This is a genomic window from Borrelia sp. HM, from assembly GCF_019669085.1.
Classification (GTDB): domain Bacteria; phylum Spirochaetota; class Spirochaetia; order Borreliales; family Borreliaceae; genus Borrelia.
This window is the reverse complement of record NZ_AP024401.1, coordinates 493,627-511,640: the sequence shown is the minus strand read 5'-3', so window position 1 is coordinate 511,640 and position 18,014 is coordinate 493,627. Positions and strand designations below refer to the sequence as shown.

The 18,014-nt window shown below is 30.2% G+C and carries 29 protein-coding genes; 1 reads left to right on the top strand and 28 read right to left on the bottom strand.

Annotated features, from left to right (window positions below; translation table 11 throughout):
- Positions 1-11 precede the first annotated feature (11 nt).
- The 18 genes from rplF to tuf are packed head-to-tail and all read right to left on the bottom strand — an operon-like array spanning position 12 to position 8,882.
- Positions 12-554: a 50S ribosomal protein L6 gene (gene rplF, locus K5563_RS02470; RefSeq protein WP_221037418.1), complete on the bottom strand. Its 543-nt coding sequence runs from the start codon at positions 552-554 to the stop codon at positions 12-14.
- Positions 555-574: 20 nt separating this feature from the next.
- A complete protein-coding gene (rpsH, locus tag K5563_RS02465) occupies positions 575-973 on the bottom strand; it encodes a 30S ribosomal protein S8 (protein ID WP_221037417.1) in 399 nt (132 codons plus the stop codon).
- Between the two features lie 9 nt (positions 974-982).
- On the bottom strand, positions 983-1,168 hold the full coding sequence (locus K5563_RS02460; protein WP_221037416.1) for a type Z 30S ribosomal protein S14: 186 nt from the start codon (positions 1,166-1,168) through the stop codon (positions 983-985).
- A 15-nt stretch (positions 1,169-1,183) separates the two neighbouring features.
- Positions 1,184-1,732, bottom strand: a complete 549-nt coding sequence (rplE, locus tag K5563_RS02455; protein ID WP_221037415.1) for a 50S ribosomal protein L5 — start codon at positions 1,730-1,732, stop codon at positions 1,184-1,186.
- Positions 1,733-1,735: 3 nt separating this feature from the next.
- A complete protein-coding gene (gene rplX / locus K5563_RS02450; protein WP_221037414.1) occupies positions 1,736-2,041 on the bottom strand; it encodes a 50S ribosomal protein L24 in 306 nt (101 codons plus the stop codon).
- Positions 2,042-2,052: 11 nt separating this feature from the next.
- Entirely contained in the window at positions 2,053-2,421 is a 369-nt protein-coding gene (gene rplN / locus K5563_RS02445) for a 50S ribosomal protein L14 (protein WP_221037413.1), read from the bottom strand.
- A 28-nt stretch (positions 2,422-2,449) separates the two neighbouring features.
- Positions 2,450-2,704, bottom strand: coding sequence for a 30S ribosomal protein S17 (rpsQ, locus tag K5563_RS02440; RefSeq protein WP_221037412.1), 255 nt, complete (start codon positions 2,702-2,704; stop codon positions 2,450-2,452).
- Between the two features lie 5 nt (positions 2,705-2,709).
- Complete coding sequence (gene rpmC, locus K5563_RS02435) at positions 2,710-2,910, bottom strand: 50S ribosomal protein L29 (RefSeq protein WP_221037411.1); 201 nt, start codon at positions 2,908-2,910, stop codon at positions 2,710-2,712.
- A 3-nt stretch (positions 2,911-2,913) separates the two neighbouring features.
- On the bottom strand, positions 2,914-3,330 hold the full coding sequence (gene rplP / locus K5563_RS02430) for a 50S ribosomal protein L16 (RefSeq protein ID WP_221037410.1): 417 nt from the start codon (positions 3,328-3,330) through the stop codon (positions 2,914-2,916).
- Positions 3,331-3,351: 21 nt separating this feature from the next.
- Positions 3,352-4,206, bottom strand: a complete 855-nt coding sequence (rpsC, locus tag K5563_RS02425; RefSeq protein ID WP_221037409.1) for a 30S ribosomal protein S3 — start codon at positions 4,204-4,206, stop codon at positions 3,352-3,354.
- 3 nt (positions 4,207-4,209) lie between these two features.
- On the bottom strand, positions 4,210-4,572 hold the full coding sequence (gene rplV / locus K5563_RS02420; RefSeq protein WP_221037408.1) for a 50S ribosomal protein L22: 363 nt from the start codon (positions 4,570-4,572) through the stop codon (positions 4,210-4,212).
- Between the two features lie 5 nt (positions 4,573-4,577).
- Positions 4,578-4,856: a 30S ribosomal protein S19 gene (gene rpsS / locus K5563_RS02415; protein WP_221037407.1), complete on the bottom strand. Its 279-nt coding sequence runs from the start codon at positions 4,854-4,856 to the stop codon at positions 4,578-4,580.
- Positions 4,857-4,865: 9 nt separating this feature from the next.
- The gene (gene rplB / locus K5563_RS02410) at positions 4,866-5,702 is read right to left on the bottom strand and encodes a 50S ribosomal protein L2 (protein ID WP_221037406.1); all 837 of its coding nucleotides are present in this window, start codon (positions 5,700-5,702) and stop codon (positions 4,866-4,868) included.
- Positions 5,703-5,723: 21 nt separating this feature from the next.
- A complete protein-coding gene (gene rplW, locus K5563_RS02405) occupies positions 5,724-6,020 on the bottom strand; it encodes a 50S ribosomal protein L23 (protein ID WP_221037405.1) in 297 nt (98 codons plus the stop codon).
- A 21-nt stretch (positions 6,021-6,041) separates the two neighbouring features.
- Positions 6,042-6,671 carry a 50S ribosomal protein L4 gene (gene rplD, locus K5563_RS02400; RefSeq protein ID WP_221037404.1) on the bottom strand — a complete coding sequence of 210 codons (630 nt, stop codon included), beginning with the start codon at positions 6,669-6,671 and terminating at the stop codon, positions 6,042-6,044.
- Between the two features lies 1 nt (position 6,672).
- A complete protein-coding gene (gene rplC, locus K5563_RS02395; RefSeq protein ID WP_221037403.1) occupies positions 6,673-7,302 on the bottom strand; it encodes a 50S ribosomal protein L3 in 630 nt (209 codons plus the stop codon).
- A 36-nt stretch (positions 7,303-7,338) separates the two neighbouring features.
- On the bottom strand, positions 7,339-7,650 hold the full coding sequence (gene rpsJ, locus K5563_RS02390) for a 30S ribosomal protein S10 (protein WP_011772424.1): 312 nt from the start codon (positions 7,648-7,650) through the stop codon (positions 7,339-7,341).
- Positions 7,651-7,697: 47 nt separating this feature from the next.
- Positions 7,698-8,882 (bottom strand): elongation factor Tu, encoded by a 1,185-nt coding sequence (gene tuf / locus K5563_RS02385; RefSeq protein ID WP_221037402.1) that lies wholly within the window; start codon positions 8,880-8,882, stop codon positions 7,698-7,700.
- A gap of 411 nt (positions 8,883-9,293) precedes the next feature.
- Between tuf and K5563_RS02380 the strand changes: the two genes are divergently transcribed.
- The gene (locus K5563_RS02380; RefSeq protein WP_221037401.1) at positions 9,294-9,683 is read left to right on the top strand and encodes a hypothetical protein; all 390 of its coding nucleotides are present in this window, start codon (positions 9,294-9,296) and stop codon (positions 9,681-9,683) included.
- A 117-nt stretch (positions 9,684-9,800) separates the two neighbouring features.
- On the opposite strand, the gene K5563_RS02375 is transcribed toward K5563_RS02380, so the two are convergent.
- The 10 genes from K5563_RS02375 to K5563_RS02335 form a co-directional block, all read right to left on the bottom strand.
- Positions 9,801-11,150: an MATE family efflux transporter gene (locus tag K5563_RS02375; RefSeq protein WP_221037400.1), complete on the bottom strand. Its 1,350-nt coding sequence runs from the start codon at positions 11,148-11,150 to the stop codon at positions 9,801-9,803.
- A gap of 280 nt (positions 11,151-11,430) precedes the next feature.
- On the bottom strand, positions 11,431-12,711 hold the full coding sequence (murA, locus tag K5563_RS02370; protein ID WP_221037399.1) for a UDP-N-acetylglucosamine 1-carboxyvinyltransferase: 1,281 nt from the start codon (positions 12,709-12,711) through the stop codon (positions 11,431-11,433).
- 63 nt (positions 12,712-12,774) lie between these two features.
- The gene (locus K5563_RS02365; RefSeq protein WP_221037398.1) at positions 12,775-13,593 is read right to left on the bottom strand and encodes a YmdB family metallophosphoesterase; all 819 of its coding nucleotides are present in this window, start codon (positions 13,591-13,593) and stop codon (positions 12,775-12,777) included.
- Positions 13,594-13,611: 18 nt separating this feature from the next.
- The gene (locus K5563_RS04275; RefSeq protein WP_255571076.1) at positions 13,612-13,836 is read right to left on the bottom strand and encodes a hypothetical protein; all 225 of its coding nucleotides are present in this window, start codon (positions 13,834-13,836) and stop codon (positions 13,612-13,614) included.
- Between the two features lie 3 nt (positions 13,837-13,839).
- Entirely contained in the window at positions 13,840-14,346 is a 507-nt protein-coding gene (gene lspA / locus K5563_RS02360) for a signal peptidase II (protein WP_221037397.1), read from the bottom strand.
- 9 nt (positions 14,347-14,355) lie between these two features.
- Positions 14,356-15,102 (bottom strand): Nif3-like dinuclear metal center hexameric protein, encoded by a 747-nt coding sequence (locus tag K5563_RS02355; RefSeq protein ID WP_221037751.1) that lies wholly within the window; start codon positions 15,100-15,102, stop codon positions 14,356-14,358.
- A gap of 1 nt (position 15,103) precedes the next feature.
- Positions 15,104-15,793: a peptidoglycan editing factor PgeF gene (pgeF, locus tag K5563_RS02350; protein WP_221037396.1), complete on the bottom strand. Its 690-nt coding sequence runs from the start codon at positions 15,791-15,793 to the stop codon at positions 15,104-15,106.
- On the bottom strand, positions 15,790-16,581 hold the full coding sequence (gene lptB / locus K5563_RS02345; protein ID WP_221037395.1) for an LPS export ABC transporter ATP-binding protein: 792 nt from the start codon (positions 16,579-16,581) through the stop codon (positions 15,790-15,792). Before lptB ends, pgeF begins: the two co-directional genes overlap by 4 nt.
- Positions 16,568-17,257: a hypothetical protein gene (locus tag K5563_RS02340; protein ID WP_221037394.1), complete on the bottom strand. Its 690-nt coding sequence runs from the start codon at positions 17,255-17,257 to the stop codon at positions 16,568-16,570. Before K5563_RS02340 ends, lptB begins: the two co-directional genes overlap by 14 nt.
- Positions 17,254-17,787 (bottom strand): hypothetical protein, encoded by a 534-nt coding sequence (locus tag K5563_RS02335; RefSeq protein WP_221037393.1) that lies wholly within the window; start codon positions 17,785-17,787, stop codon positions 17,254-17,256. The genes K5563_RS02340 and K5563_RS02335 overlap by 4 nt, the downstream gene beginning before the upstream one ends.
- Positions 17,788-18,014: the final 227 nt, after the last annotated feature.

The window sequence follows — 18,014 nt, the reverse complement described above, 5'->3', positions numbered from 1 at the left end:
TCACCTAGAACCTATTTTTTTACTCCTGATTTTCCTACTTTGCGTCTGATTACTTCATCATCATATTTAATTCCCTTACCTTTATATGGTTCTGGAACTTTTAAACTTCTAATCTCAGCAGCAACCTGACCAACTCTACACTTATCTATACCCTCAACAGCAATTTTAGTATTGCCGTCAAGCCGAATATTAATTCCTTCTGGAATTACATACTCAAATTGAGTTGAATATCCCAAATTTAACAAAAGGCTATTCCCTTGTTGTTCAACCCTATATCCTATACCATTAATAGTAAGAGATTTTGAAAATCCATCAGATACTCCCTTAACCATATTAAAAATTAAGCTTCGATAAAGCCCATGAAAAGCTCTTGTTTGTTTATCATCAAAAGAACGCTCAACAATAATATTGTCATTCTCAACTTTAACTTGAACACTACTTTTTATTTTTTGGCTTAATTTGCCTCTCTTTCCCTCAACTGTTATTATATTATCCTTAATATCAACTTTAACAGAATCAGCTATTTTTATAGGAAGTTTACCAATACGTGACATATTTACCTACCTCTTAAACCTTACCAAACTGAGCAAATTAGCTCACCACCTACTTTACTATCTTTGGCTTGTTTGCCAGTAATAACACCTTTTGAAGAAGATACTATTAATACACCATATCCGTTTTTTATTCTTGGCATATTTTTATATGAAGAATAAACCTTTCTACCAGGAGTTGAAATGGCATCTATTCTGTTTATGGCCGGATTTCTTTTACTATCATAATTAAGAATTGCCTTAATAAAAGAAATACCTTTTTTATCAAAGACAGTATAATTCTTAATATAACCCTCTTCTTTAAGAATATCTAAAATTGACTTATTAAGCTTAGACATCTTCAAGTCTACAAACTCATGCTTAACCCTACTTGCATTTCTTATTTTAGTTAACATATCTCCCACTGAATGCGTAACAGCCATAAACTCTCCTTACCAGCTTGATTTTGAGACACCAGGAATTAATCCTGCAGATGCATTATTCCTAAAGCATATACGACATATACCAAAATCTCTCATATATCCCTTTGGACGACCACATAATTTACATCTATTCTTTTGTCTTGTTTTATATTTTGGCTTTCGTAAGGCCTTAACTATCATTGATTTTTTAGCCATAAATAAAAACTCCTCTTAATTACTAAATGGCATACCAAACTTAGAAAGCAAAGCTTTACCCTCTCTGTCATTTAAAGCCGTAGTTACTATTGTAACATTCAAGCCAGATATCCTCTCTATTTTATCATAATCTATTTCAGAAAATATTATCTGCTCTGCTATTCCAAAAGAGTAATTACCATTACCATCAAAAGCATTGCCATCTACCCCTCTAAAATCCTTAACACGGGGCAAAGCTAAATTAATAAGTTTATATAAAAACTCATACATCATATTACCTCTAAGAGTAACCTTAGCACCTATTTCTTGACCTTGTCTAATCTTAAATCCAGCAATAGCTTTTTTAGCCTTAGTCTTAATAGCCTTTTGACCAGTAATTTGACTAAGTTCAGAAACAGCGGAATCTAAAAGCTTTTTGTTTTTAACAGCATCACCCACTCCCATAGAAACAACAATCTTCTCTATTTTTGGAACTTGCATAACAGACTTATATTGAAATTCACTAACAAGATCCTTTACAACACTATCTTGATAATGTTTCTTTAACACAGGAATATAACTCATAAGCTAAACATTCTCCCCGTTCTTTTTAAGGTATCTCTTTTTTTCATTATTTTCAATTTTAATTCCAATTCTTGAAGCTACACCATTAGAACATAACATTACATTTGAAATATCAATAGGTGCTTCTTTATCAATTATTTTACTCTTTTCTTGAGGTGTTCTTGCTTTAACAACCTTTTTAACCATATTACAAGACTTAACAATAACTTTAAGCTTTTTCCTATCTATGCTGACAATTTCACCCGTCTTACCCTTATCTTTACCACAAATAACTTTTATATTATCACCTACTCTCAACTTTGTCTTCATAAATAGCCCCCTTATATTACTTCTGATGCTAATGAGACAACTTTCATAAAATTGGCATCTCTTAGCTCCCTTGCAACAGGCCCAAACACTCTTTTACCTCTTGGATTCAAATTGGAATCGAGTATCACACACGCATTATCATCAAATCTAACATAAGTACCATTTTTACGCCTTATCTCTTTTGATGTTCTAACAACTACAGCTTTATGCACATCTCCTTTCTTAATAGGCGAATTGGGAATCGCTTGTTTTACAGCAATCACTATTATATCTCCAACTCTAGCATATCGCTTTTTACTTCCACCAAGAACCTTTATGCACTGTGCTATCTTTCCGCCCGTATTATCAGCAACCGTTAAATATGTCTGCATCTGCACCATAATTCATCTCCTCTAAAAATAACAAAAATTACTTTGATTTCTCTAAGATTTCAATAAGCATCCATCTTTTTTCTTTACTAATAGGTCTAGACTCAATAATTTTTACTTTATCTCCAAGTCTTGATTCTTCTTTCTCATCGTGAGCTTTAACTCTTTTACTAACTTTTAAATATTTATGATAGATAGGATGCATCTTTCTTTGAACAACTTCAACAACTATTGTTTTACTCATCTTATCACTAACAACTTTTCCAACCAGCTCTTTTTTATTTTCTTTTGCCATAATATTTAAACCTTCCTAATCCCGATTTTATACTCATGAATTATTGTATTAAGTCTTGCAATATCTCGTCTTAGTTCTCTTTTTTTTAAAGGATTATCAACATGACCAACCACAGCTTTAAATCTTAAGTCCATATATTCCTTTTTTAAAACCAATATTTTAGCTTTCATATCTTCAAGAGTAAGATCTCTAAATTTTCTCAACATACCTCACCTCAAATCTCGTCTTATAACAAATGTAGTTTTAACTGGTAACTTATAACTAGCAAGCATCATGGCCTCTTCTGCAAGTTCTCTAGACACTCCAGACATTTCAAACATAACAGTTCCAAGTTTAATAGGAGCATTCCAATGGTCTACTCCTCCCTTACCTTTTCCCATTCTTGTCTCAGCAGGCTTTTTAGTATAAGGTATATCTGGAAATATTCTAATCCAAATTTTACCTCCTCTTTTAATCTTACGAGTCATAGCAATACGAGCAGCTTCAATTTGCCTTGCAGTAATAAAATATGTTTCAAGAGAAACAAGTCCATATTCTCCAAAAGATATTTCGTTACCTTTCTGAGCCTCTCCTGACAGTCTTCCTCTTTGCTTCTTTCTATACTTAACCTTCTTAGGACTTAACATTTAACGCTCTCCTTAAAGATTCTAGACATCAGAACCATTTTTCCTTTTAAAATCATTCCTGGATGTAGAACCAGGTTCTAATTTTTCTTTAGAAAATCTATTATAATCATTTAAATTTTTTTTATCCTTATCATCAAACATACTACTTCTATCATCTACTCTATTTCTACTAAAAGACTCTCGATCATCTTTTAAAGGCTTCCTGTTAATTACCTGACCAGCATCAGAATTAGTTTGCTTACCTAATATTTCTCCCTTAAATAACCAAACTTTAACACCAAGAACACCATAGGTTGTATGAGCTTCAGCAAAACCATAGTCTATATTAGCTCTAAGAGTATGCAAAGGAATTCGTCCTTCTTTAACTTCAAAACTTCTAGCAATCTCAGCTCCTCCAAGTCTGCCTGCAACTTTAATTTTTACACCTTGAACACCCTTGGAAATAGAAGATAAAAGTGTAGATTTTAAAAGTTTTCTATAAGAAGCTCTATTTTCCAGTTGTTTTGCTATTCCATTAGCAACAATTTGTGAATCAAATTCTGGCTTCTTAATTTCCTTGATTTTAATATTAATCTTTTTAGATATTTTCCTAGTTAATAATTGTCCAATTTTTTCAAGATTGGCACCCTTAACACCAATAACAGAACCAGGCCTTGGAGTAAAAATTACTACTGTTACTCTTTGAAGATTGTTTCTAATAATCTCTATATCGGAAATATCAAATCTAATCCCTTTAAGGAACTTCATAGTTTCCCGTCTTATTAAGAAATCTTCGTGAAGAATTTCAGAATATAATTTTTTATCAAAATACCATTTTGATTTCCAGTCCTTATTGATCTTAAGTCTTAAACTGTAAGGATGTACTTTTTGACCCATATCTTATTCTCCACCATACATCTTTTCATAAACTTCAACAAAAATATGACAACTTCTATTAATAAGCCTATCTGCTCTGCCCCTAGCCCTGGGCCAAATGCTTCTACGCCTTCTGCCATCGTCTACCATGACTGTTTTCACAAATATCATATCCTCAGAAAGATTCCTATTATGATACATAGCATTTGACACTGCAGATTTAATGACTTTACCTAAAAGCTTAGCACCTTTATTGGGCATAGAATAAAGTATTGCAACAGCCTCAGTATAAGATTTTCCTCGTACATTATCAGCAATAGGTCTTACTTTTTTTGGAGAAGATGGCAAATTCTTGCCTCTTGCAGTATATCTTCTATTTACAAACATAAACCTTATTTCCTTCCCTTCTTATCTGATTTGGCATGTCCCCTAAAAATCCGTGTAGGTGAAAATTCACCAAGCTTATGCCCAACAAGATCCTCAGTAATATAAACAGGAATAAAAGACTTTCCATTGTAAACAGATATAGTAAGACTTACCATCTCAGGAATTATTGTTGAGGCTCTAGAATAAGTTTTAATGACTACTCTTTTCTCTTTGCCACAAGATGCCAAAACTTTTTGATAAAGACTTTTTTCTATAAAAGGTCCCTTTTTAATAGATCTTGCCACTATGCACTCCTACTTATTTCTTCTTTTAATGATAAACTTGTCTGAGTATTTATGTTTCTTTCGTGTTTTATATCCCTTAGTCGGCTGACCCCAAGGAGATACAGGGTGACGACCACCAGAAGTCTTACCCTCACCACCTCCGTGTGGGTGATCGATAGGATTCATTGCAACACCTCTCACCTTAGGCCTTTTTCCAAGCCATCTACTCTTACCAGCCTTACCAATAGAAATATTAACATAATTTTCATTTCCAACTTCTCCAAGAGTTGCCATACACTTTTTAAAAATCATTCGAACTTCACCAGACGGCAGCTTAACTGTTACATAATTTCCCTCAGAGGCAAGTACCATAGCATGCCCCCCAGCACCTCTAACAAGCTGTCCACCTTTTCCAACGTTAAGCTCAATATTATGTACAGCTTTACCAATAGGAATATTTTCAAGAGGCAAAGAATTGCCAATCCTTATTGGAGCATCTGGACCACTTTGTAAAATATCGCCTACTTTAATTCCTTTAGGAGCAATAATATATCTTTTATCTCCATCCTGATAAACAAGCAAAGCTATATTAGAACTTCTATTTGGATCATATTCAATAGACACAACTCGAGCAGGTATACCAAACTTATCTCTTCTTCTAAAGTCAATTTCTCTATACCGTCTTTTATGTCCTCCACCTCTTCTTCTAACACTAATTCTCCCAGAAGAATCCCTTCCAGCCTTAGATACCTTCCCCTTAGTTAAAGACTTCAAAGGGTTATTACCCTTCTTACTTAAATCATCAAAAGATAAAGTTGTCTTATAACGTAAAGACGAAGTTTTTGGCCTATAAGTTTTAATACCCATATTTCCCTTTCTCCAAAATCACTAAAAAATATCTATCTTATCTTCTTTTTTAAGATAAACATATGCCTTTTTCCAAGAAGAGGTTTTACCTTTGCCAATAGGATAACCTTTTCTTGAAACAACCCTCTTAACCTTGCTCTTAACATTAAGCAAATTACATGATATTGGAGTAACATTAAAAAGCTCTTTAATCGCAGCACCAATCTCTTTTTTATTTGCTTGCTTCTTAACCTTAAAAGTATAAACATTTATATTCTCTCTTTGAATATTAGTTTTTTCAGTAAGCATAGGCGAAATTATTATATCATAAGCTTTCATAATTCATCCTTAATATCAATCTTATTTAAGATAAAGCTCATTAAGCCCATTAATAGCAGACTCAAGAGCTATTAAATTTTTAGCATAAAATAAATCAACAACTCTAAGTCTATTAAAAGACAAGATCTTTAAATCTCTTATATTTTTCCCCGCTCTTTTAATCATCTGATCATCATTACCCAATAAAACAACTGTTTTTCCATGAGTATTTATAAAATGATTTATTATCAATGCAAGCTCTTTTGTCTTCCCTGATTCAATAGTAAAATTTTCAACAACTTTAAATTTATCCTCTGAAGACGCCAATAAACTAAGAACAGACCTAAAAGCAAGTCTTTTAACTTTTTTTGGAAGCTTATAACTATAGTCTCTTGGTTTTGGTCCTAAAGCTATACCCCCACCAACCCAAATTGGATTTCTCTTAGTACCAACTCTTGCACGTCCTGTACCCTTTTGTTTCCAAGGCTTTTTTGAACTACCTCTAACCTCAGATCTAGTCTTAGTTGAAGCTGTTCCAACTCTAAGATTAGCTAGCTCATTATTAATAGCATTATATATAGAACCATAACTAACATCTATATTAAAAACTTTGTCTTCTAAATCTATAAACCTAAGTTCTTGTCCATCTTTAGAAAAAACTCTCTTTTCCATACTAAACACCCACTTTTTTTGCCTTTTTAACAACAACAAAAGAACCTTTAACTCCTGGCACAGCTCCTTTTACCAAAATAGCTCTTTTTTCTTCATCAATAAAAACAATCTCAAGATTTTGAATAGTTTGTCGTTCGCCACCCATCCTACCAGCCATTTTAGTTCCTTTAAAAGTTCTACCAGGTGTAGTAGCTTGCCCTGTACCACCAAGATGCCTATGAAACTTAGAACCATGAGAAGATGGCCCTCCACTAAAATTATGCCTCTTCATAGCCCCTTGAAAGCCCTTACCCTTAGTAGTACCAGTAATATCTACGTATTTAATTTCTCTTAAAGCATCAAGACCAATTTCATCACCTGCCTCATAACCTTTAAGCCCCTTAAATTCTACAATATACCTTTTAGGCTCAATATTCTCTAAAAGCTTATATTGACCTCTTATAGGCTTTGAAATTTTAGAACTCTTTAGATCAACTGACCCCATAACTAGAGCATCATAACCATCTCTTTCTACTGTTTTTTTTCCTATAACATAATTGGGCTCAAATTCTATAACTGTCACAGGCACCACAACTCCATTATCTTGAAAGACCTGCGTCATGCCAACTTTTTTTCCTATCAATCCCAACATTAAAACACCTCAAATTCATAACTTAAAAAATCTATTTTACTGCTTAATATCAACTTCCACCCCTGCAGGAAGCTCCAATTTCATCAAAGAGTCCATCAAAGCAGAAGTAGGCTCTAAAATATCAATAAGCCTTTTATGAGTTCTCATTTCAAACTGTTCCCTTGATTTTTTATTAACATGAGGAGAACGTAAAACGGTATATTTCTTTATCTTTGTCGGCAAAGGAATAGGACCTTTAATTTGAGCCTTAGACTTTTGAACAGCCCTTACAATAGACTCAGCACTCTGATCTAATATCTTAACGTCAAAACTAAAAAGCCTTACTCGTATCTTATCTTTAGTAATCAATTTATTCTCCTAAACTTTAGAGATACAAAAGCTCTCTAAACTTTACACTATTCTAATATCTCAAGAATTCTTCCTGAAGCAACTGTTCTACCACCTTCTCTAACAGCAAATTCAACATTTTTATCCATTGCTATTGATGATATAAGTTCGACAACAATATCAACATTGTCTCCAGGCATAACCATTTCTTTGCCCTCTAAATTAACCATACCAGTAACATCTGTGGTTCTAAAGAAAAACTGCGGTCTGTATCCTGAGAAAAATGGCTTATGCCTACCACCTTCTTCTTTAGTTAAACAATATATTGAGGCTTTGAATTTTTTATGAGGAGTAATAGTACCAATAGCAGAAATAACCTGACCTCTTTCAATATCCTTCTTATCAACACCTCTTAGCAAAAGACCAACATTATCTCCTGCTTGACCTTGCTCAAGTATCTTTTGAAACATTTCAACACCAGTAACAGTTGTTTTTCTAGTTTCTCTAATTCCAACAATTTCCACTTCCTGCCCAACCTTAATAAGGCCTCTTTCAATACGACCAGTAGCAACAGTACCACGTCCAGAAATAGAGAAAACATCCTCAACAGCAAGCAAAAACGGCTTATCAACATCTCTTTCAGGAAGATCAAAATAATTATCCATAGATTCAAGAAGTTCTTTTATACATTTAGTGGATTCAGGATCATCAGGATTTGACATAGCTCCAAAAGCTGAACCTTTTACTATTGGAGTATCACCAGGAAATCCATACTTTTCAACAAGTTCCAAGACCTCAACTTCAACAAGCTCAACAAGTTCGGGATCTGCTAAATCTAATTTGTTTAAAAATACTATTATTTTCTTTATTCCCATTCGCTGTGCAAGAAGTAAATGCTCTTTTGTCTGAGGTTCTGCTCCACTATCAGCTGCAACTAACAATATTGCTGCATCCATTTGAGCTGCACCTGTAATCATATTTTTAATATAGTCAGCGTGTCCAGGACAATCTACGTGAGCATAATGCCTACTTTCAGTTTCATATTCAATATGTCTAGCATTAATTGTTATTCCTCTTGATTTCTCTTCAGGGGCATTATCAATATCTTCATACTTAAGCGCCTTAGCACCTTGATTTACCTTTGAACAATAAATACTAATAGCTGCAGTTAATGTTGTTTTACCATGATCAACATGCCCTATTGTACCCACATTCATATGTGGCTTTGTTCTTTGAAAAACTTCTTTAGCCATTAATCACCTCCCAAATTTGTATTCCAAATCTTCATTTATTCTTTAAAACTCTTAATTTCTAAGAATTCCATTTTAATTCTTTATTAAGATAATTAATATAAACATATAACATTTACACAATAAATAATCATATTAAAAAATGTACCTTCTTAGAAATTGACCCGATTTTTCGTGTTTTTCTAAAAGAATTCTTAATAACTCTATTAGTTTACATATTATGCAAAATATAGTCAATATATTGACTATATTCCTATATTTATTTGAATCATTAATGCAAATAAACAACAATTCCATAAACATAACTTACAAATAATTAAGACAATAATTTTTTAGCAAAAAATAAAATAATAAAGCAAAATTTACTCACTATTTCCAATCTTATCATTAAAGAGGATACAATAAAATAACGATATGTCACAATATAATCTAAAAAAAATACCATTCAACACTATTACAATATTTATTTTATCAATGACTATGTCATGCATAAAAAATAATTCTATAAAATCAAAGGAAATTGCCAGAGAAATTACTCATATTATCAGCATAAATAAAAATACAGAAAAAATTAAAATAGTAAAATTTAAAAATAATGATAAAAATCATTTAACTATTACTCTTAAAAATAATAAAAAAACAAATATAAAAAAAAATTCATTAGCAATTTTTAAAAAAGGAAGCAAAACAGGTTGCATAATTCAAGAAGAACTTAAGGCAGGAGAAGAAAAAACTTTTAAACTAAACATTAAAATTAATAAAAGAAAAAAAAATGTATTCTATATTTTTTTAAAACAAGATTAATTTATTAATATCCAACCTTATATGATTTACCCACTAATTGCAAAAATTAAATTGAAATTTATATAGGTATATAGGATTTATTCTAACCAAAACCAAATCAAATAATTATATATAATCTTACCATTTCTTTATCCAATATCTAAAATTAAGACTTATGAATAATAAGATAATTAAAGCCACATAATTTGAAATCGTAAAAGCATATCCTAAAGAATTTTCTAACATTCCAAAATATTGAAATATAAATACAGCTGGCAAACGAATAATCCAAAGACGAATAAAAATAATTACCATCACAAGTCTTGTAAGTCCCATGCCAATAAATCCTCCAAAAAAAACTTGCTGCAATCCAAATCCAATAGCTCCAATTGATGCCACTAATAAATAATTATTAGCATAATTAAAAACTTCTAAATCTTTTGTGAAAATTTGTATTATAACTATTCTAAAACATATTAAAAACACTACAAAAGAAACCATTATTACTAGTGTAATAAAAAATCCTTTTTTAAAAATATCCTTAATCCTATCAAAATTCTTTGCACCAAGATTTTGTCCAACAATTGTAATAATTCCAGTACCAATACTTACCCCAGGAAGAAGTAAAAATGAAATAATATGATTGGCCATACCATAAGCAGCTAAAAATTTTGGACCGATTTGAATTGCAATATAATTAAAAATAAAAAACGACAATGAAGCCATAGTCTGTCCAAAAGAAGCTGGAAGTCCCAAACTAACAATATTTTTTATTATAGGAATATTTGGAATAATATCTCTTAAACGTATTTTAAGTCCATAATTTAATTTGTAAGTTAAAAAAAAATAAAAAAGAATAGTCATCAATCTTGACAAAAGAGTAGACCAAGCAGCTCCAGTAATACCCAAACCAAAAGTAAACATTAATATTGGATCAATAATAAAATTAATAATATTTGCAACCAAAATTAATACCATTGCAAGAATAGTCTCTCCTTGAGCATTTAAAATATATATAAAAGAAGTACTTAAAAACATTACAGGTATTGTATAAATTACAACACGGAAATAGGCTTTTGTAAGCTCTTTAAGTTCACCACTTACACTCATAGCATCCAATATAAAATCTATAAATATTAAAACTAAAATAGTAACAAACAAAGACAATACAAAATTTAAAAATATTAACTGACCTGCATATTTCGAAAATTTAGAAAAAGTCTCCTCTCCAATAGATTTAGACATTAAAGACACACTTCCAATAGCCATTCCCATAGCAAAAACCATAATAAGAAAATTAATAGGAACAGTAAGAGACAATGCAGCAATCGCCATAGCCCCAAGTTTTCCAACATAAAACATATCTGTAAGCTCATAAAGAGCCTGAAGCATATTAGTGATCACAACAGGGAAACTGATAACCAAAAGTACTCGATATATGTTACCTTCTAATATTAATTCTCTAGTTTTAGTCTTACTTATTATCATAAAAGCACATCTTGCATATTACACTTATAAAATTTAATTAGACTTCATATACAATTTATTTAATTATTTATTTATTTAATTTAAAAAATTAAATTAAATCTGAAACCTACATAGACAATTTTTTCCTTTTTAAATAATAATATATCAACACATAAATACCAAGCTTTTTAATATTAAATATTACATAACCCTAAATTTATACAACACTAATAATAAAATTGTTAGTATCTTTCTTTCACTCAACAATCAAATTAATCCTTTAAGAAAAAAAATATAATTTCTACTTTTCTAACACTTTTCTAATCCTTGCTCCCAAACAACTTAATTTATCAACAACATCTTCATATCCTCTTTCAATCTGATAAATATTTTGAATACGACTCTCGCCCTTAGCACAAAGAGCTGCAATAAGCAAAGACATACCAGCTCTAACATCAGGAGAAGACACATTACTTCCTTTAAGGATAGTTTTTCCTGTAACTACAGCACGATGAGAATCACAAAGAACAATCTGAGCACCCATTTTAATAAGTTTATCTACAAAAAACATCCTAGATTCAAACATTTTCTCAAAAATAAGAACAGTTCCTTGAACCTGAGTAGCAGTTACTATCATTATACTCATAAGGTCTGTTGGGAAAGCTGGCCACGGCCCATCATCAATTTTAGGGATATGCCCTCCAAAATCTAACTTTACCTTCAAATCTTGTTTTTCCTTAACATATATGTTGTCATTATCATACTCAAAATTAATACCAAGTTTTGAATATACATGCTTGATTAAAACAAAATTTTTGGGATCGGCCTTTTTAATCTCAAGCTCACCTCCTGTTAACGCAGAAAGACTAATTAAAGATCCTACCTGCATAAAATCAGCTCCTATACGAAATCTAGTTCCACCTAACTTTTTTACACCTCTTATTCTAAGCATATTAGAACCAATACCAGATATATCAGCACCCATAGAATTCAACATATTGCACAAATCTTGTACATGTGGTTCACATGCAGCATTCATTATTACTGTATCACCAATAGCAAGAACAGCAGCCATTACAATATTCTCAGTAGCAGTAACTGATGCCTCATCTAAAAACATTTCAGCACCAATCAACTTATCGATCTCTAAAACAATATGTTCATTATTTATTAATCTAGCACCAAGCTTACAAAGTCCATAAAAATGAGTATCAAGACGCCTTTTTCCAATAACATCTCCACCAGGAGGAGCAATATTGACCCTACCACACCTAGCAAGCATAGGACCTAAAAACAAAATTGAAGCCCTAATTAAATCTGCCAAAGAAGAATCTATATTAGTTTTAACAACATTTAAAACTTTAATTTTAACAACATCACCCTCGCGTGATATCCAAGCCCCAAGATCCTTTAAAATATCCAAAATAACTTCTACATCTTTAATATTTGGAATATTTTCTAAAATCACTTCTTCATCTGTAAGTAAAGCAGCAGTAATACAAGGCAAAGCTGCATTTTTATTGCCACTAGCTTTTATTATTCCACCTATTTTAAAACCACCGTCCACAATATAGCTATACATGTTCCGCCTCCATAAGAAATAAAATCGTATAAATCAAATTAATTTTAGAAATTAAAACACATTTTAAATATCACTTCTATTGTCAAGATTACCATCAAACTCTATATATTCCCTTACAACTTCTACACAAACAGATTTACCATTATCAATCTCAAGGATAACACCATTAAAACCAAGCCCTTCCCAAGATTCAGTAAATCGATTATTCAAAAATCCTTTTAAAAACTTATCTATCTCAAATTTAGGATCATATCCAATCACACTATTCAAGCTACCAACCCTACCAAGATCAGTAATAACTGCAGTACTATCTAAAATTCTAAGATCTGCTGTTAATATTCTCTTACCAGTACCAAAACAAGCACTAACTCTAGATTTTAAATAAAAAAACATAGCATTAACTTCAGCCGTTGTGTTTGAATCAAAAATGACAATTATATTGCTCGTATGCGACTTAATTCTTTCATAAAAATAATCAAAAGCAAAAAAAGGATTATTAAAATTATATTTTGTAATACCTGTTTGTCCAACAAGTCTAATTACAGCTATTTTATTGCCATTAACATTGTAAATAAAATAAGAATAACCTCTTAATTTGGTAGGATAATTTAGAGGCTTTAAAATAAAATTATATTTATCAAGATAATCATTAAGTTCAGCTCTTACAAATGCGTTTTCTCCTAAGGTCAAAACATCAATACCATATTTTTTTAATAGAAACGCATGTCTTTTACAAAGCCCTCTAAATCCCGTAGTAAAATTATTACCAGATATTACAAAATCAATTTGCTTCTTCTGTTTAAAAGAAGACAAAAAATTTTTTATTACAACAATACCAGGCTTACCTACAACCTCTCCGGTAACCAAAATCCGCAAACTCACCAAAGCCTCTCTCTTTATTTAATCTAGATTGAAAAATTTAGAAATAGCATTTTTTATAATAATGCTTGATAAAAAATAGCTTATCATAATTGAAATTATAATCATAAGAAAAACTATAATAAATTGAAAAAAATAAGAAACAATAATATTAACTTTTGCAACTAAAAGAAACTCAAGAAAAAAAAACAAAAACATTAAAGATAAATTAATCAATGAACACAAAATAAAGTAAAGAATTCTCATAAATCAGTACTTTTTTTTTATTACAAATAAATCATAAATTATAAATAAAGTCATTCCTATAACAACATAAGTATCTGCAAAGTTAAAAGTGGGCCATCTTTGAAGTCCAAAAATACCAAAAAATTTAATATCTAAAAAATCTACAACTCCCAAAGGTCTAAAAATTCTATCAATAATATTCCCAATGCCCCCAGATAAAATCAATAAAAGAGAAATTCTAGCAATTCTATTGCGTTCTTTTAATATACAAATACAAACAAAAGCTAATACAATAATCGGAGCTATAAGAAAAAATAAATTCTTTAAACTAGAATCTATATTAGAACCTATTGAAAATAAAATACCAGTATTTCTAACATGTATTATTTTAAAAAAATCTCCAAAAAAAGAGAAATATTCAGTTCCAATTCTTACATATTTAACAATTAAATACTTAGATAATTGATCAAAAAAAACCAAAGTAGAAACAAATATTAAATTATTTATTAGTCTTTGCTTATTTATATTCATATACAATCCTTATAAACTAGTATCTTGTAAAATAAAATTCACATCTAATTTTTTCTGATTACCAAGATCATCCATTAATTTCATTAAACCAAAAGTTTCAGTAAAATAATGACCAGCAAATATTAAATTTACACCATATTCCTCAGCTAAAGCATATATCTGATGAGAAGTATCTCCTGTGATAAACAAATCAATATCATGTTCTAACGCTTCCTCAAAAAAAGAAGCTCCAGAACCACTAATAATTGCTACCTTTTGAACATGTTCTTTAAATTGTTTATAATAAAGAACGTGCTTATTATGAGCCTCAATTTTCTTCAAAATTTCAGAAAAATTAAGACTCGAAACAGCAATAATACCCAACTTAAATCCTTTATAATTTGCAAAGGAAATAGGACTATGAAATCCTAAAAAATCAGAAAAAACCTTGCTATGAGAATAAACAGGATGGGCATCCATTGGTAAATGAACGCAGTAAAGAGATAAGTCATTTTCAATAAGCCATCTAACTTTTTCATACATTCCAGAAATAATTTTTTCTGATTTTGACCAGAAAATTCCATGATGAGTTATTAATAAATCACAATCCTTTGCTTCTTTCAAAGTTGCCATACTTGCATCAACAGCAAAAGCAATCTTTTTAACTTTTAATCTCAAATTACCCACTTGAAGTCCATTAACACTTTTATCAATATCCTCATAATCTTTTATCTTAAACATTTCATCTAAGGTAGATGATAATTCTTTAACAGTCAAATTAAGTTCTCCAAATCGAAGCGTAACTTCTCTTTCCTCTAAATTTTCTATAAGAATAAAGATTGCGACTACAATAAGTACACAAGCCTGAATCCTCAATATCTAAATTAAAATTAGAAATCAATTCTAAATTAAAATCAGCATTATCAAAATATATTTTATCATCCTTTTTATAAAAAGACATATCTAATAACTTTTTACTAAATTTTGAATTTACTTCTTCAAAAAGCTCTAAAGAAACTTCATAACAGCAAGATCTATTATAAGGACCAAAGACAACTTTCAAATCATTAAAATTTGAACCCATGCTTTCAAACATAAGTAACATCTTCAAAATTATAAGCTTAAAACTACCCTTATATCCACTATGAGCAAGTCCAATATATTTTTTCGATCTATCAAATATGTATATTGGTAGACAATCTGCATGATAAGTAAGAAGAGCAATATTACCAGAAGAAGAAACAAATCCATCTCCCTCCTGAAAATTAACAAAATCATCAAAGACTTTATAAACAACATTAGTATGTAATTGCTTTAAATATTTTATATTTTTGTTCTTAGGAATAAAACTTAAATTATCACTATTAATATCTCTTATACTTAAATTGAAAGGTTTCTTAGTATAGATCAACTTAACACTGGGGTCTAATTCGAATTCATAATAAAGTTCTTTTTCTATTATTTTCATAATTTAAACTCTTTACCAAGATAAAGCTTTTTAGCTTTATCACTATTTATAATATAATCAACATTTCCTTCATCAAGCACCTGTCCTTGATAAATAATATAAGCTCTATCTACTATATCAAAAGCATCTCTTACATTATGATCAGTAATTAAAACCCCAATATTCTTACTTTTTAGAATTTTTATTATATCTTTTATATCACTAATAGCAATAGGATCAATACCTGCAAAAGGTTCATCAAGCAATAAAAAATATGGACTAACTGCTAAAGCCCTAGCTATTTCAGCTCGCCTTCTCTCTCCACCAGATAAAGTATAGGCTTTTTGATATTGTATCCTCTTGATTTCAAACTCTTTAAGAAGATTTTCTAGCTCCATCTTGCGCTCAACTTGAGATAAGTCTTCTCTCCTCTCAAGCGCAACTAAAATATTATCCTCAACTGTAAGTTCTCTAAAAATAGATGGTTCTTGTGGCAAATATACAATTCCTAACCGTGCTCGTTCATACATATTAAGACTAGAAACATCATAACCATTTAGCAAGACACTCCCACTATTAGCTTTAATAAAACCTACAATAGTATAAAAGGTTGTAGTTTTTCCTGCACCATTAGGTCCAAGAAGACCTACAACTTCACCCTGATTAACATCAATTGTAACCCCATTAACAGCTAGTTTTTCTCCATATTTCTTAACAATGTTATCTACCTTAAGCACAATATGAGTGTTAGTGTTAAAACTAAGGTTTTCTTTTATTAATTTCATTTTATTTCTTTTACCGAGAAACATTTTCTTCCATTTGAGTAAATTTACCTTCAACATCACCCTCAAGATTATATTTATTAGTTTCTGTATTAAAGACAATTCTTGAAGCCGAATAATAATTATCACCTTGATAAATTACAGGAACACCTTCAAGAATCATCTCTTTATCTTCCTTATTATAAATTCCATTTTCAGCTCTTGCAAAAGTATCATCTTTATATATTTTAACAGAATACTGCATAATATAAATATTTGTTTTTCGACTACCCTCAATTCTTTCTGCTTTAACAACAAGTTCATTGTCCAAATCTTCAAGCTCAACATCTCTATGAAGATAAAAATTATCTAGTTTTCTATTAACAAATAAAAACTGAGACTTAACATTCATTTTATTTGCATAATCCTCATAATAAACATTTCCACGAGCTTCAATATAAGAACTTCCCTCACCATAAATTTCAATTTCATCAGCTCTAAGCTTAAAATCAGATGAAATTACCTCAGGATTTCCCTTTAAAACAATTTTTCTATAAAGAGGAGACAAAATACCATGAGAAAAATCTGATTTAAAAGTAAATTCATTCTTTTTCTTTTGCTTATCTACAGTTTTCAATTTCAAAGATTCATCTAAATCTTCTTTATCTTGCGCATAACTACTAAAAAAAGAAATTAAAATTAAGCCAATAATTAAATTTCTCACCTTACCAGTCCTTTGATACCAGAATAAAAATAAAAATTATTGTTATTTAAAAAATATGAAAACCCATTTCCAGTTATATTACTATCATCAAATCTAATTAACACTGACTCATTTGGTGGAGATAACAATCTTTTCTCTTTATCTCGCCATAAAAGCCTATTAGTATTAATCAAATAATAGTTCTTCTTATCTTCTATCTTTAATTCTACAGAATCTCTCATGTCTGAATCCTTAGTAACATGTGAACCTTCCAAGACATTAAATTTTCCTGATATTCGATTTTCTAAAGCATGATATAAAAATCTTCCATTATCAATTTTATAAATCTTATCATAATGAAAATAAGTTAGGCTTAAAGCTTTTAATATAGTCTGCTTTTTACCATCTACAATATTATGATAACTAATACCTAATATTTGTATTGAAGGAGTATCCCTGGCAGCTTTTGTTCGCTCAGAATACTCACTGTAATCAAAAGTACAACTTAAAAAAAATAAAAGCAGTAAAAAACAAAACAAAATAATTCTCATTATACAAACCCTTGCACAAGTTCACCAAGCAATATTTAATCTTTCCAATTAAAAAATAAACAATAAAATTCCAATACGACTTTAACTTTCCAGATTTAGATAACTATTAATACTATTTTGAACCTAAAAGATTTATAATATAAATTGCTCACAAATAAAAAAATTCTCACTTCACTTTCTCAAAGTGATCCACATTTTTATGGTTAAATAAGCCATAACATAATAAT